Consider the following 15,902-nt stretch of genomic DNA (forward strand, 5'->3'; position numbering starts at 1 on the left):
GCCCGCAAGCAAACGACTTCTGAAAGCTTTGTTTTTAGGAGATCGCCGGAGTCATCCAAACGCGATACCTTCTTCTGCCTGGTACCTTTCGATGCAGAATTATTCGGCTTCCAAAAATTCAAAGGCCACAATGACTAACTCTGAATCTGGTAGGTAGAACTCAGTTCTGTAACGAATCCACCATCGGTTGTTTGAATTCCAGCGTCGTATCCACGGGCGACTCCGTGGGACCCTTATCTTTCTTGCCGAAAATCGATACGTTCACGTATCGTTTAGGGTTTTCACGCAGATTGGCCAGCAACTGGTTCATGCTGATGATGGTGTAATTGAGGTTGTTGTAAAGTTTGTCGTCGTTGATGAGCTTGCTGGCAGTACCCTGACCCGTTTTGACTGCCGCGACAAGTTGTTCCATCTGCCCAACCAGCTGATTGGCCCGGTTAACTGTCTCACCCAGGCGCAGGGCGTTGAGCGAGTCAGCGAAGGTTCCCGTCTTAGTCAGCAGCGGGCCGATCTTCTTTTCGGTTTCGATGAGCGAACCGGATAGCTTGCTCAGGTTGGCGGTGAGTTCGGCCAGGCTCTTCTGGTTTTGCTGAAGCGTGGCACGAAAGGCGCTGCCCGTTTGGTCAAAGTTGCGGAGTACCTGATTAAGGATGGCTCCGGTTTCCTGAAATCCCTTAGTGACTGTGTTCAGATTCTGCACCAGCGAGTCGGCGTGGGTGATGACGGGTAGCGTGCGCTCCTGCAAAAGTGCCTGAATACCCGCCTCCTGATTGCCTATCAGCGTGTCGCCGGGTTGCAGCTCATTGCCCGTAGGACTAATTTTTAGCCGGATGACCTTATCGCCCAACAGGCCGCCGTCGGCCAGTATGGCCTGCGTACCTTTCCGAAATACAAGGTCTTTTCGGATATCCAGCGTCACCAACAGGCGATTGTTCTTATCCTGCTCTATTACTATCTTCCGTACTTGACCCACCACTAACCCATTCAGCATGATGGGGTTGGAGGATGTCAGGCCGTCGATATTATTATAAATAACGAAGTATTTTTTATTCGGTGAAAAGATATCGGATCCTTTCAAAAAATTGAAGCCAAAGTAAAGCATCCCGATCGTAACGACCGACAGTAAGCCTACTTTCAGCTCGCGGGAGAGTTTCATTGAGTTGAAGCGTGAGGGTGGAAAAGGTTTGTTTCTGCTACGAAAATACCACTATTATCGTTCCATCTCCTTGCGGTACTGCTTGAAAGCACCGTAGACCGCCTCCGCTACCTCGTCCTGCCCATCTGTGGAATTCAGGTAAGCCTCTTCTTCGGGATTGCTCAGAAAACCCGTTTCCACCAGCACGCTGGGCATATTCGTCCGCCATAGCACCAGGAATCCTGCCTGCTTGACGCCCCGGCTCCGCCGCTTCGACTCCGACCGGAACTGCCGTTCTACCCGGCTGGCGAACAGCAGACTGCTCGATAGGTAAGCACTCTGGTAGTTGGCCAGCATAATATGCGCCAGGGGTGAGGTAGGGTCAAAGCCCTTATACGTTTCTTTATAATCTTTCTCTTTCAAAATTACCGAGTTCTCGCGCTTGGCAACGGCGAGGTTGGCCTCGGACTTGTGCAATCCCATTACGTACGTTTCGGTGCCGAGCGCGCGGCTGGAGCCGGCATTGCAGTGAATGGAAATAAACAGGTCGGCGCGGTTGCGGTTGGCGTAGGCTGAGCGCTCATCGAGCTCCACAAAAACATCGGAGGTTCTGGTATAGAGGACTTTTACTTCCGGCATTTCGGCCTTGATTTTTTTGCCAAGGGCGAGGGCAATCTTCAACGTAGTCCGGGATTCGCGGGCCACTTTGCCACGTGTGCCGGGGTCGTGGCCACCATGACCAGCGTCAATAACTACCACATCGATTAAGCCCGGGTTGTTTTCGGAAACGGGTTCTTGTTGGAAGGCGAAGGCCAAACTTAACACTAAACCACCCGAGGCAGCCGCCATTTTAAGAACTTTTAACATTATTTTTTGCTTCGTGCGTTACTCCTTAGTGGTTTCTCCACTAATTTTGACATCTTGAATTTTAGGCAAAAATACGCTTTTTGATACAACTGAAAAAAAAGTGGTTTAGTATATCGCTGAGCCTGTGCGTACTTCTGCTAGTGGGATGCGTAAGGACTCAGCAACAATCGGGCCGTTCCGGTCGCCTGTTCGGCAAAGCCGCGAAGGCTGACTCCTCGGCTTCGAGTCAAACCCCTGTTTCCCCCCTTTCCGTAACCTCCGATACGCTAACTGCGACCGATTCGACGACACTGCCCAGCGGTGTCCGTATCGCCACGGGTGACACCCTGGGCATCCGGCTGGACTCGCTCCGTTCCGATTCACTGCGGGTAGATTCCCTAGCCAAGCAAAGCGACCTGCAATCCACGGTCGAGTATAAATCAACAGATTCTACGATTATGGATGTGGACGGCAAGCAGGTGCACCTTTACGGCGAGGCCGAAGTGACCTACGGCACCATCAACCTCAAAGCCGACTACATCCGCATCGACTGGACTCTTAACGAGCTTTTTGCAAGAGGTACGTATGATTCCACCACTAAGGAAACCATCGGCGAACCCATTTTTCAGGATGGGGCGGAGGCATACAATACCAAAGAACTACGCTACAACTACAAAACCAAAAAAGGATTCATCCGGGGGGTAGTTACGCAGCAGGGGGAGGGGAACATCCGGGGCGAACAGGTCAAGAAAGATCAGGAAGGCAATTTGTACATTAAAAAAGCCATCTACACGACCTGCAACCTCACACATCCGCACTTTTACATTAACGCCCCCAAAATCAAGCTGATCGACAACAAGCAGGTCGTGTCAGGGCCGTTCAATCTGGTCATTGCCGACGTGCCGTTGCCCCTGGGGCTACCGTTTGGCTTTTTCCCATTTCCCAAGAAAAAAGAAATCGGCACTTCGGGTATTCTGTTTCCGGCCTACGGGGAAGAGCCCAACGGACGCGGTTTTTACCTACGCGACGGCGGCTACTACTTTGCCGTCAGCGAAAACTTCAACGCTACCGTTACCGGACAGATATATTCTACTGGAAGCTGGGGGCTGGGGGTCAGTTCGGTCTATACCAAACGCTATCGCTACAATGGCAACGTATCGCTGCGCTTCAACCGCAACAAATCCGGTGACGAACTGGACAAGGTGTTGAATACCCCGGGCCGCAATGATTTTAGCGTGGTCTGGTCGCACGCGCCTGTGCCGCGCGGCAACTCCACTTTTTCGGCTAATGTGAACGTGACCAGCAATAGCTTTAACCAGTACAATGCGCAGGATAACCAAAAGTACATTTCCAACGTCGCCAGTTCATCGGTGCAGTACAACCGTACCTTCGGGCAGTACGCCCGCGCCGGGGCTAGTCTCCGCGTAAACCAGAACTTCGGCACGCCCGATCCCGAAACCGGATTGAAAACCGGCGGAAAGACCGACGTTTCGACGCAGTTCAACTTTGGCGTCAACCAGATCGCTCCTTTTGCACTCAACGGCGGGCGGGGTGCCTGGTACGAAAGCTTCCGGCTTGGCATGGACTTCAACGGTGATTATAGCGTCAACAACACGCTGTCGGCCATCGATACGACCTATTCGCGTTTGGAGTTCATTGTCGTCAATGAAATAGACAGCGCCCGCACAGCGGGCGATCAGGTGGTCGATTTTAATTTCGACAACCTGCCTGATTTGTTGAAAGATGCGCGCTTCAACGGCCGTTACTCGATCCCCATTTCGCTCCCTAACTTCAAACTACTGCGTTTTATCAATTTCACGCCCAGCATTTCTTTGCAGGGCGAGGTCTTCTCCAAACAGTATAGCTACCAATATTTGGGCAATAACCAGATTCGCATCGACACCATCGACCGCGTGGGCAGCGAATACAGCTATTCGATGGGAGCAGGACTAAACACGCGCTTTTATGGTACTTTTTTTGTGAGGGGAAAGCGGCTGGAAGCGATTCGGCACACGGTGATACCGTCGGTTTCGTTCAGTTATACCCCGGACTTCTCGGGCGATAATTTTGGTTTTTACCAAAACACCCAGATCAACGACGATGGCGAAACGCGCTTTCTGTCGCGTTACCGGGGCATCGGTAGTACTTCCAGCAACGGGCGGGCGTCGGGGGTAATTTCCTATAACCTTAATAACTCCTTTGAGATGAAGCTGCGGTCGAAGAGCGATACCGCCGACCAGCAGTTTGAAAAAGTATCCCTGCTGGACAATCTGAGTTTCAATGGTAGTTATAACCTTATCGCTGACTCGCTGAACTTGTCCAACCTGTCGGTCAATGCTAACACTACGATTAAAGACCTGAACCTGAACTTCAACATGACGTTCGATCCCTACGCTTATATCCTCGATACGCGAAGCCCGAATAATACGGCGGGTATTCGCATCAATGAGTTTGCGATCAAGCGCGGGCAGGGGCTGGCTCGGCTGTCAAATCTGAACGTGACCTTCTCCAAGAGCTTTAATCCGAAGAAAAAAGACCCTGAGAAAAAGCCGGCTGCACCCAATCCCGCCAATCCGCAGGCCACGGCAGAAAACCTGGAATTTATCCAGCGCAATCCTAACCTGTACGTAGATTTCGATATTCCCTGGAACGTCAACATCAACTACAACTTTGGCTTGAGCCGTTTCGGACTGCAACCCTCTCAGATCATCCAAACCCTCAGCGCCAACGGCGACTTGAGCCTAACGCCCAAGTGGAAGCTGAGCCTGCAAACGGGTTTCGATTTCCAGGCCCTGAGTCCGTCGATCACCACGGTGTCGCTCTACCGCGACCTGCACTGCTGGGATATGTCGTTCAACTGGACGCCCTTCGCGGGCAACCGTCTGCGGGCCAGCAACTACTCATTTACGCTCAAAGCCAAATCATCTATCTTGCAGGACTTGAAGCTGTCGCGCCGCCGGTCGTTCGTGGACCGAAGCGGGTATTGAGGATTCGAAGAGCAAAGTACCAAAGTAGCAGAGGTACAAGGGGGGAAAGTCTTTTGAATTAAAGAGGTTCAAAGTGAACCCGATTTCATCTCAACTCTCAACTACTTCCCCGTCTGGGTTGTGTAGGTACTTTCAAAGATTTTATCGGCGTTCCCTGCCTCGAAGCCGTCGCGGCGGTGCTGGCGTTGGATCTGGTCAGCAGGCAGTTCAGCGTATTCAGGCAGGACGCGCCGCTCGGCGAACTCTACGTAAGAACCCGAAATCATATGTTTTTCGCCGTTAGCAAAATCGGCTTCCAGCATCTGCGCCACGGTGGAGCTTTGTAGTAAACCGCCGTCGGGACTTTCTTTAATTTTGCCGCCGGAGTTATTGAGTTTGATCCCGTGTTTTTCCAGGAATTCGTTGAACTCCGCTACGGTATTGTAGCCTTCGGGCAGATTATGGACGCTAATCGTAAAGTGGTTGAGGTAATAGCGGTTATAGATTACCCAGGCAGCGTACTCGCTTTCTTCCAGCAAAGTAAGGTAATCACTCAGGGTCGGAGTACGCCAGAGTGGCTGGTGGAGAAAGGCATCCACCGCTTCGCCATTGTTTAAATCCAGACTGTCCACAGGATCGCTTTTAACTTCGCTGGTGTAGCTTCGAATAATGCTTTGCGATTCCTGAGAAAGCTCGTTTACGCGCAATTCGCTGACGAAAATTCGCGGGTAGTTTGGCTCCGGCGGACTGAACCAATAGGCGTCGAGCTTTTTGCCCTCGAAGTAGTAGTAGTCACGCTTCTGGTAGCCATAGTGCAGGAAGATTTTCTCGAAAGAGGCTATCCCCAAATGCGGTACGCCCAGCGTACGAAAGGCGATGTGGTCGTTTTCGATATTTCCGGTGTCAGGTATAATACCTTCATCTACCATAGCATCGAGTATAATATTCACATCGGGGACGCGCTCCTGGTAGCGGCGCATGAGGCCATTCATTACTATTTCGAGCGGTGGGTTTTCTGAAGATTGCATCTGATTCATAAAAATGGTCGTCGAAGGTTTTGTTCTGAAAAAACGAAAGGCAGGGGTTTGGAATTCAATCTTGCCAAAATTTTTTGACTAACAAACGTTTTCTAAATCCTGGAATGGATTATGGGCAGTGACAACTGAATTCTTTCAAAAATCGACTTCAACACCCGTACATACCAGCAGAATCCACACTATTCCTGCCTTTAAGCCAGCAAATCAGAAACCAACTGCAGTCCTCGGATAATCCCCAAAACCTCCCGAACTTTGGGCTTTGTGGTACGGGCAGCTCGCCCGTCTATGGTACCTTACCCGAAAACTACCTACATTTTGAAACTTTGGCAGAAAGAAAATACCGTCATCTCCGAAAAAATTGAACGCTTCACCGTGGGTCGTGATGTCGAACTGGACCTCCACCTGGCCGAATTTGACGTACTGGGCAACCTGGCCCACGCGATAATGCTTGAATCCATCGGTTTGCTTACAGCCGACGAACTGGCTGATTTGCAAACTGAACTCATAGCGATTTATAAAAAAACACAAACCTCAGAATTCATCATTGAAGAGGGCGTCGAGGATGTGCATTCGCAGGTGGAACTACTACTCACCCGAAAACTTGGTGATACCGGCAAGAAGATACACAGCGGCCGCTCCCGCAACGACCAGGTACTGGTTGACCTGAAACTCTACGTTCGCGACCGCCTTACACAGGTTGTGCAGGCCACTGAAAAACTCTTCAACGTGCTGCAAAGCCGCGCCGAACAGCACAAAAATGACTTGCTGCCTGGCTACACGCATTTGCAGATTGCCATGCCGTCGTCGTTTGGACTGTGGTTTGGGGCGTACGCCGAAGGGCTTATTGACGACGTCGTGCAACTCAACGCCGCCTACCGCCTGGCCAACCGCAACCCGCTGGGTTCGGGTGCGGGTTATGGTTCATCTTTTCCCCTGAATCGTACGATGACGACCGAATTGCTGGGCTTCGAGGGTTTGCATTATAATGTAGTATATGCCCAAATGAGCCGGGGGCGCACCGAACAAGCCGCGCTGACAGCCCTGGCGTCGCTCGCCGCTACCGTATCGCGCCTGGCGATGGATGTATGCTTGTACAATAGCCAGAATTTTGGCTTCATTGTGCTGCCCGATGCCTTCACAACGGGAAGTAGTATTATGCCGCACAAGAAGAACCCCGATGTGGCCGAGCTTCTCCGCGCCAAAACCAACCGCCTGAAAGCCCTGCCGATGGAGGTGACGCTGGTACTGAGTAATCTGCCTTCGGGCTACCACCGCGATATGCAGCTTTTGAAAGAAATCCTGATGCCCGCGTTTGACGAAATGCTGGATTGTCTGGACGTAGCCGCCTTTATGTTGGAAAATATGGAAGTCAAAACGAACCTACTGGACGAGAGCCGTTACGATTTACTGTTCAGCGTCGAGCGAGTGAATGAATTGGTGATGCAGGGCGTGCCGTTCCGAGACGCATACCGGCAAGTGGGCAAGGAAATAGGGGAGGGAAATTATAGCGGCGATGAACTACGGCCTTCGCGCGACCTCAAACATACCCACGAAGGCAGCATCGGCAACCTGAATCTGGAAGAAATATACCAACGTATGGATAACGAATTGGCTCGTTTTGAGTTTGATAAGGTGGAAAAGGCTTTTCAGAACTTACTCAAAGCGTGATTTCATTCAAAAGGATCTGGTTAAGTACCACACTGCTGGCGGTAGGCGCACTGGCTTACTGGTCGTGTGGGACGGGTCAGCAGCCCAACGGCGAAGTATTGGCGCACCAGTACTGTGCCGGCTGCCATGTTTTTCCGGAGCCTTCATTGTTGGACAAAAAAACCTGGGCCGAGGGGGCACTACCCTACATGGCGCCTCGGCTGGGGCTGAAAACCGTTGAAACCGATTCCGGTTTTTTTCAAAATTACGAATCGCAACTACATATAGAGCAACTTGATATCTTTCCCAAAGAACCCCTGGTTAGTGAGGAGGAGTGGGCGAGTATAGTGGATTATTATGTGCGGAATGCGCCCGAAACTTTGCCGCGTCCCCGGCAGGATAGCCTGCAGTCGTTACCTGGTTTCCGCTTAAAAAACATCCTCAGCCCGCTGGAAGCGACAGTGACGGCGGTACGTTACGATCCGTTCAGTCGTCAGGTTTGGACCAGCCACCGCTCGGGGGCGATGCACGTTTTGAATCCAAAGCTACAAGCGGTGGATTCATTGTTCAATTTTGAAAGCCCGTTCTCCGGTTTCAGGGCGCAGTCGGACGGCGGCTGGAATGTGCTCAGCATGGGGTACATGGATCCGAACGATGAGCATAAAGGTTCATTACTTTCCATCCGGAAGACCGACGGAAACTGGCGCGGACGACGCGTGGTAGGCGATTTGCAACGGCCCGTACATGCCACCTACGCCGATGTGAATGAGGACGGGCGGGAAGATGTGATCGTTTGTGAATACGGAAACTACATCGGCAAACTAGCTTGGTACGCCGCTACAACTACCGACTCAATGACCATGCATGTGATCGAAGAGCGGCCCGGCGCGCGCATGACCTACTGGCAAGACTACGACGGCGACGGTCGCCCCGATTTGTGGGTACTTTACGCACAGGGCGACGAGCAGATTGCCGTATATCTCAATGGTGGCAAAGGAAATTTTGCCAAGAAAATCCTGCTACGTTTCCCGCCTTCCTATGGCTCGGGTTTCTTTGAGCTGGTGGATTTTAATAATGACGGTAAGCTGGATATTCTGTACGCCAACGGCGATAATGGTGATAAGACCTATACCTTAAAGCCCTACCACGGTATTAGAATTTTTATCAATAAAGGCAAGGATAAGTTCGAAGAGAAATTCTTCTTTCCACTCGACGGAGCCACGCAGGCCCTCGCCCGCGACTTCGATCAGGACGGTGACCTCGACATTGCCGCCATCGCCTTTTTTCCTGATTTTGCCCTCAAACCGGTACGGAGTTTTGTGTACCTGGAAAACAAAGGAAACAATGTCTTTACGCCCCGTACTTTCCCCGATCCCAATCGTGGCCGCTGGCTCACCATGGATGCCGCCGATGTGGATCAGGATGGAGATCTGGACATTCTGCTGGGCTCTTTTTACCTGGCTATCACGCCTACGCCAAAGGCATTTCTGGAACGCTGGAAAACGGAGAAAAAAGGGGTAGTGGTACTTGAGAATACCTTTCGTTAATCAAACAAGGATGGGTAGGTAAGAAAAAAGGAGAATCGAAATTTCGATTCTCCTTTTTTAGGTGTTATGCAATCAATCTAAAAATTAGGGTGCATCCCACCAAACGCGGCCCTTGGCGTCCTGCAAATCATTGCCAAAACCCGGTAAGGCAAGCATGGCATCATAAGCTGCTTTCTTGTTCAGGTAGTTTGGATCATTCTCGTTGAGCAGCCCGATGGGTGCGCGGCGCGCAATGGTCAATGCGGCCCCGTTGTTTGTAAGCGTGGGCATGGGAACTACCGAGGTAGGATTGGGGAACCCGGTACGCTTCCAGTTGGCCCAGCCTTCGGCTGGCTGCTTCAGGAAATGAAGATATGCCTGGCTGGCAATCTGATTGATCGCTTTACTCGGATCGAAAGCTACTTCCGGCATAGCCAGATAAGCAGTGATTTCGGCCTGAGTCACGGGGGTGTAGTTTGTCAGGTTGGATCCCACAGCTACCTTGTCGTACCAATTGATAGAGCTCGTCACACCCATTTCGTACCAGTTTTTGGCGCTTTCGCCAGTAATGCTGCGTGCTGCGGCTTCGGCGCGCATAAATGCAAAATCCGAATAAGTGATTACAGGGATGTAGTTAAGTCCGCCACCCACGTTACCCTGAGCGTCAGCTTGAGCGGGCCGGAACAGGCGAGGCTGAATGAACGACAGCGTATCGATGAGCACGTTTTGGCCGTTGACCACGATTTGTGGAGGCGAGTAATAGCGCTGGATGTTGACCGCGCGCTGCGCATCGTCGGGACTGGTGAAACTACCTACGTAACGACGCTCGGGTGCCGTGGTACCCGCGGGCAGCTTTCCAGCCGCGATCAGACGATCGACATTCACCTGTGAGAATAGATTCGGAGTGAAGAAAGCATCAATGCGCGGGTCCTTTGTTTTCCACATGAAGTCCACGATGGGCTTGGGTGCACGTAGTGAGGTGGGATCCCAGTTGCCTCCTGCCGTGAAACCAGCGTAAGCGGTGAACACCCAGCCATCCTCATTCGAGGACATCAGGTCGGTAGCGGGCATGGCCAGTACTTCCTTGATGATTGTCTCGGCGGGGCCTTTGTTTACTTTGAGCTGGCGCATCGCGATCTTGAGCCGCAAAGCATTGCCTGCCTTTATCCACTTTTGGGCGTTGCCACCAAAGTATTGATCATACTGGCCCAAGCTGATCTGAGGGGCCGTAGGACTAGCCTTCAAAGTTGACACCGCCTCTTTGATCTGGCTATCGAGCTGAGTAAAGATTTCCTGTTGTGTGTCGTACTCTGGCGTTAAAGTACCACCGTACCTACCCTGGAAGGCATCGGAATACGGAATAGCGCCGTAGATGTCGGTGACGTAAAAGGTATAGTAGGCCTTCAGAATCCTGGCTATACGAATCATGTTCGTGTAACGGGGCTGCTCCTCGGCTGGCAAATCCTCCACCAATTTCTCAATATCAGTAAGGCGATCTCCAATTCCGTTATAAAGTCTGCCGTAGCGACCCGAAAAGTTATCGAAGTTTTGGGTAAATGCCCCTTGGTTACCGTTCAGGTCAGTCGTGTACTGCATCCATGGCATGATTCGCCGGTACAGATCGTAGTACGCCTCAAAATCCTGGCCATGAATCTGGCTCGTGGCCTGCAGAAACTGATTTTGGGGTGGAATTTCCGTCAGGACGTCAGGATCGGTATTGATGTCCACGAAGGCTTGTTTTTCGCAGGATGCTGTCAGAAACCCGATGGTTGCCAACAACACAAATTTATATTTTGTGAATTTCATATTGTTTCTATTTTTTTAGTAAACCAAAGAATGGGGATTAAAGACCGACATTGACCGAAACGCCGAGGTTACGGCTGAACGGCAGTCCGCCGTATTCCATAAACTCACCCGGACGGTTGCTGTATAGGCCTTCGGGGTTAATGCCATCTTTGGCCGTGCGGTAGAGGTACATCAGGTTACGGCCCACAAGGCTCACGCGCAACGACTGCACTTTAATTTTCTCAAGAACCGAGGCAGGAACGCTATAGCCCACCGATACCTCACGGAGTGATACCCACGAGTTCTCGAACACGGAGTATTCACGAATTCCGGAACTCCACTGTGAAAGGTTTTCGTAGTAAGCATAAGCAGGGATAGGAGTCAGGTAGCCTTTTTCTACTGCTTCGGAATAAGGCATTCCTCCCAGATCGACCAGATTGTCGCCCACTTTCACCTCGTAGCCATCGGCTAGTACACCTTCCGGAATGATACCGTCGTTGCGGACATTGCCCTGCGCATCGGTAAACTGAATACCGCCGGTTTCGGCGTCGCGTCCGAACAAGCTGTTTGCGAAACTACCGTTGGCCGAACCATACTGGTGCGTGCCGGAGCCCATCAACCCACCAAACTTGCCGTCCAACTGTACGGTGGCCGTGAAGTTGCCGTAGCGGAAGTTGTTCATGTTACTGAGCAGGAAATTCTCCATCATCGTTCCGAGCTCCTTGTTGCCCTGACCGTAAGCACCGCTCCGCAGGTACGAAGGGTAGCCGCCAGTGGTTCCGCTGGCCGCGCCAATAACGCGCTGGCCATTGGCAGGATTATTGGGATCCGCAGACTCGTAAGTAGCGAAGCCGTAAGGCGTTACCAGCATACCGTACTGCTCGCCAACTTTAGCGATGGAACGGACATCGGCTCCAAATCCAAGAGCCAGCTCGTAGGTATCGGTACCTTCCACCAGGTCAAGGATTTTGTTACGGTTGCGGGTGAAATTGATGTTGGTGTTCCACTCGAACTTACCCCTCTTGATAGGTGTGGCGTTGATCATCAGCTCAATACCTTTGTTCTGAATCTCACCCGCGTTCACCAGTTTACGATTGAGACCTGATTCCGAAGCAATCGGTAAGCTCAGGATCTCGTTACGGGTCAACTTATTGTATACGGTAAAGTCCAAGCCAATGCGACCGCTGAAGAATCGAACATCAGCCCCCAGTTCCCATTCACGGGCGAGGCGATTCCTCAGATTGTAGTTAGGAAGCGTGTTGTCGCTGAAACCGGAAACATTGATCTGACTACCATCGGGCAAAGTGTACTGTCCTTGAGGACTGTAATTTCCTGCCCGGTTAGTAGAGTAGGCGTCTGTGTCACCACCGGTGAAGCCATAACTGGCGCGCAGCTTGCCAAACGACAACCAATTGGGGGTGCTATTGAGTGACTCAGTGAATATCCAGGCCAAACCCACAGCAGGATAGGAGTAAGAGTAATCACCACTGCCGTCGGCGTAAGTGAGCGTGGACGACCAGTCATTCCGGACGCTGAAATTAAGCGTCAGTGCGTCACGATATGTCACATCCCCGTAAGCGTAGAGTGCATCAATGCGGCGGGAAGACGCTAGTCCGTTATCGTAATTCAGGGTATTCTGGCTGTTGGCTAGTGAATAAACCCTCGGTACCCGCAATCCACCATTGGTAGAGGCAGAGAACCTGCGTCCTCCATTGATGCGGTTACTTTCACCGCCAATATTAAAGCTGACGTTGAAATTATCCCCGAATTGATGATTGGCCATCAACAAGCCCTGAATACGGGATTGATTTTCGTTTTCGGTGAACTCACTGTAATAGCCTCCCGAGTATCCTGCGTTGGGTCCGGGTTGACGGCCACTTCCTGTGGTAAGTTGCGTTTGGATGTTACCCCGCAGCAAGAAGCTCAGCCAGGGGGTAAGCTTACCGTTTAGGTCTACGTTGGTACGGAAAACCTTCTCATTCCGTAACTGACGGTCTTCAAAAGTATCCCACATGAACTGGCTGATGAAATAGGGGTCGTTGGCACCCTGACGGCGTCCGCCCGCAACCGGATCTTCGTAGTTTTTGGACCAGTAATCGATGTCAAGTGAACGAGGACGGCTGAATACAAATCTGAACACGGGATTGAAGTTGCCTCCCTGACGGATAGGGTTGACCATGTCGTTGTCCGTGTAGTCTGCACTCACATCGAGACTGAATATTTTGCCGATCTTCTGTGTGCCGCGAATATTGAAGTTGTTCCGCTTCATTTCGGTACCAGCGGGCATAATGGTGGTATTTTTCAGCCCCGAATAAGAGGCCCGGAAAGATCCCCGATCGTTTCCTCCTTCAATGGCAACGTTGTGGTTAATATACTTACCCGTCTGAAAAAAGCTCAACGGATCGTTGGCCTGCCAGGGGATCATGCGGCCATCCAGGTCACGAACGGGCTGCCCGTCAAATTTGGGTCCGTAGTTGTAAACCCAGTTATTGTTGGCGCGTTCCACTTCGCGTGTACCATCGGCGCCGATCGGAAACGGCCCCAATCCGGCGCCATACTGATTCTGCAAATCCAGGAACTGATACGCATTCTCAAATGAGGTCGTGAGGTTGTAGGTTACGCCCAGCCCTGTGTTGGTGCGTCCTTTCTTGGTTTGAATAACTACTACGCCGTTCAGTGCCTCTGAGCCGTAGAGTGCACTGGCTGCAGAACCTTTCAACACCGTCATTGACTCGATGTTGTCAGGATTGATGTTCTTCATAATGTTACCGAAGTCCTGGCCCGCGCCCCAAGAGTTAGCTCCTGAAGTACCGGGACGGATCAGCACGCCATCAATGACGAACAGTGGTTGAGTGTTGCCACTCAGGGAGGCGTTACCCCGGATACGAATGCGTGACGAGGACATAGGTCCCCCCGTGCCCTGGTTGATCATGACACCCGCGACTTTTCCCTGCAGGGCATTGACCATATTGGCATTGTTGGTACGGGTGATATCCGTGCCATCGATAGTAGTAGCCGAAAAAGAAAGCTTGCGCGTTTCCGTGGTCATACCGAAGCCCGTAACAACTACTTCATTGAGTAGTTTGGTGTCTTCCTCGAGTGTGACGGTTAAAGTGCTGGCATTTCCGACGGGTACTTCCTTGCCCAGATAGCCAATGGAAGAGAAAACCAGAATGGCGTCGTCAGAAGCGATGTTGACCCGAAATTTTCCGCTCGCATCGGTGGCACCACCATTGTTAGTGCCTTTTACCAAATAGGATACACCCGGCAAAGGCACGCCCGATTGGTCGCTGACAGTACCGGAGACGGCCTGTCGATTTTGCGCCATACCACTCGTCGTGCCAGCGAACAGCGCGAAGAGTAGCATGAGCACGCGATAAGAAGGTAGATTTTTTAATCGCATAGTAGATAGATAGTTAGTTGTAAAAATTTAATAAAGTAAGGATGGTAAACGTATAATGTATAGTATGGTTAATCTAATGAGAACCAAACATATATCCAAAGATATGGATTTTTTTGAAGCAACAAGACTGTTTATTAAAAAAAATTAAAAATGATTCTTGATTCCTGTCAATCTGAAAAGATATAAAGAGAATCAACGGATTTGCTTGACAGAATGGCCGAGGCGCATCATCTGCTCTTTACAGCGCGCGGGTGGTTATCTCTCTGACTCAGATTGATCTTCTGCAAAACCATCTTGCCAACCAGCTCACCCTGTACCTGGCCTTCCTCAATAGCTGCCCGGTAGTGAATGCCCCCATACAGCCGGCTGATGGCAGCTTCATCACATGCTGCCCTAAATGATCCGAAAGCTCGCTCAGGCAAGCCGTACTCGACCTCCGTATCGTCCACGAAAGCGAAGGCGCTTCCAAAATAGTCGGCCAGAACGGTAGCGGAAGCGGTGGAGATAACGCTGTGTCCACTGGTGTACTCTGGGAAGGGGGGCGTTTGAAGCAGCGGGCGCCATTTTTCGTCGATGTAGGTATTGATAACCGTTTCAGGACGAATCAATTGGCTGCGGTACTTTTCGTCCCAGCAACTGATGAATCCATCGAAAAGCGCGATAGAAGTAATCAGGTAGGCTCCGGCGGTGGCGACCATATCCAGTTTCGCAGTGGCGGCTGCCCGCCCCGCGATGGACATCCAATGCCCGCCGGGGGATAGTTTTTTGGTTGCGAAATTTAAGTGTCCCTGGGTATTCAGGTAAAAAGGATTGCAATCCCAGTAGCTGGCAACGAGCGTTTGCTCTTTTGACATACTTCGCGTTATATCGTACACTTCCCGTGTTTGGCGCATGAATTCACTTTTGGGATCAGTACTGAATGCGGGTGGCGGTGCGGGCTTGAATTGCTGGGCCGAATCGAGCGTCAGCGGGCGAATGCGGTTCCAGTAGGGTTCGACGGCGGGGATGTAGCCCGGCGGGGTAGGAATCCATTTGCCGGGTGCTTTGCTATAGGCATACCGGCGGGTGCGTCGCGTTTCGCGGTACTGGTCTTCTGCGGCCCATTTCAGGATGCTATCGCTGACGGCCTGTCCAAAACGCAGAGAGTTTTTATAGACTTCCGGGTCATCTTCGCCGATTTCGTGAAGGAGCACCGCCACGCTGTCTTGCAATAAGTTTTCGGAAAACACCAGCTTTCCACCCGTTTTGAAGAAAGCCTGAAGCGCGGCCAAAGGGTAGTTTATGGTACCCTGCGCAGGGATAGACGCTACATTCGGAATGCCCGAAATCTGGCCGTGTAGGCTCAGGTAGTTTTCCTTATCCAGTACAAGAATTTCGTAAGCCGCGACATTGGCGTACATATAGACACGACTGGCTACCGGAGGCGAAAATATATCGTGAACGATCGTGCGGGTAAGATTTTTCTGGGCGCGATGAAACAATTCAGTGGGAGACTGAGACTGACATACACCCGCCGCCTCTGCCACAAAAAGGCAGCCTATCGTACAGAGTATATGC

Annotated in this window: 9 protein-coding genes; 3 read left to right on the top strand and 6 right to left on the bottom strand. The window is 51.5% G+C overall.

Annotated features, from left to right (window positions below):
• Positions 1–160: 160 nt before the first annotated feature.
• Positions 161–1,156: an MlaD family protein gene (locus IE117_RS02910; RefSeq protein WP_189562842.1), complete on the bottom strand. Its 996-nt coding sequence runs from the start codon at positions 1,154–1,156 to the stop codon at positions 161–163.
• A gap of 54 nt (positions 1,157–1,210) precedes the next feature.
• Complete coding sequence (locus IE117_RS02915; protein WP_189562843.1) at positions 1,211–2,002, bottom strand: N-acetylmuramoyl-L-alanine amidase family protein; 792 nt, start codon at positions 2,000–2,002, stop codon at positions 1,211–1,213.
• An 80-nt stretch (positions 2,003–2,082) separates the two neighbouring features.
• Between IE117_RS02915 and IE117_RS02920 the strand changes: the two genes are divergently transcribed.
• Positions 2,083–4,968 carry a putative LPS assembly protein LptD gene (locus IE117_RS02920; protein WP_189562844.1) on the top strand — a complete coding sequence of 962 codons (2,886 nt, stop codon included), beginning with the start codon at positions 2,083–2,085 and terminating at the stop codon, positions 4,966–4,968.
• 101 nt (positions 4,969–5,069) lie between these two features.
• Here the strand turns inward: IE117_RS02920 and IE117_RS02925 are convergent, their stop codons facing one another.
• Positions 5,070–5,975 (bottom strand): DUF1338 domain-containing protein, encoded by a 906-nt coding sequence (locus IE117_RS02925; protein ID WP_229580238.1) that lies wholly within the window; start codon positions 5,973–5,975, stop codon positions 5,070–5,072.
• A gap of 324 nt (positions 5,976–6,299) precedes the next feature.
• Between IE117_RS02925 and argH the strand changes: the two genes are divergently transcribed.
• Positions 6,300–7,652 carry an argininosuccinate lyase gene (gene argH, locus IE117_RS02930; RefSeq protein WP_189564208.1) on the top strand — a complete coding sequence of 451 codons (1,353 nt, stop codon included), beginning with the start codon at positions 6,300–6,302 and terminating at the stop codon, positions 7,650–7,652.
• Positions 7,649–9,178: an FG-GAP repeat domain-containing protein gene (locus IE117_RS02935; RefSeq protein WP_189562846.1), complete on the top strand. Its 1,530-nt coding sequence runs from the start codon at positions 7,649–7,651 to the stop codon at positions 9,176–9,178. The genes argH and IE117_RS02935 overlap by 4 nt, the downstream gene beginning before the upstream one ends.
• A gap of 84 nt (positions 9,179–9,262) precedes the next feature.
• Here IE117_RS02935 and IE117_RS02940 read toward each other — a convergent pair whose 3' ends face one another.
• The 3 genes from IE117_RS02940 to IE117_RS02950 form a co-directional block, all read right to left on the bottom strand.
• Positions 9,263–10,963, bottom strand: a complete 1,701-nt coding sequence (locus IE117_RS02940; RefSeq protein WP_189562847.1) for a SusD/RagB family nutrient-binding outer membrane lipoprotein — start codon at positions 10,961–10,963, stop codon at positions 9,263–9,265.
• A gap of 37 nt (positions 10,964–11,000) precedes the next feature.
• Complete coding sequence (locus IE117_RS02945; protein ID WP_229580248.1) at positions 11,001–14,345, bottom strand: SusC/RagA family TonB-linked outer membrane protein; 3,345 nt, start codon at positions 14,343–14,345, stop codon at positions 11,001–11,003.
• 227 nt (positions 14,346–14,572) lie between these two features.
• The gene (locus IE117_RS02950; RefSeq protein WP_229580250.1) at positions 14,573–15,826 is read right to left on the bottom strand and encodes a vanadium-dependent haloperoxidase; all 1,254 of its coding nucleotides are present in this window, start codon (positions 15,824–15,826) and stop codon (positions 14,573–14,575) included.
• Between the last annotated feature and the right edge of the window lie 76 nt (positions 15,827–15,902).

The sequence above is a fragment of the Persicitalea jodogahamensis genome, assembly GCF_014651615.1.
In the GTDB taxonomy this organism is placed as follows: Bacteria; Bacteroidota; Bacteroidia; order Cytophagales; family Spirosomataceae; genus Persicitalea; species Persicitalea jodogahamensis.

Bases quoted from the DNA above. Each gene is read 5' to 3' on its own strand.
- IE117_RS02910 (WP_189562842.1), bottom strand. From the start codon at position 1,156: ATGAAACTCTCCCGCGAGCTGAAAGTAGGCTTACTGTCGGTCGTTACG.
- IE117_RS02915 (WP_189562843.1), bottom strand. From the start codon at position 2,002: ATGTTAAAAGTTCTTAAAATGGCGGCTGCCTCGGGTGGTTTAGTGTTA.
- IE117_RS02925 (WP_229580238.1), bottom strand. From the start codon at position 5,975: ATGCAATCTTCAGAAAACCCACCGCTCGAAATAGTAATGAATGGCCTC.
- IE117_RS02940 (WP_189562847.1), bottom strand. From the start codon at position 10,963: ATGAAATTCACAAAATATAAATTTGTGTTGTTGGCAACCATCGGGTTT.
- IE117_RS02945 (WP_229580248.1), bottom strand. From the start codon at position 14,345: ATGCGATTAAAAAATCTACCTTCTTATCGCGTGCTCATGCTACTCTTC.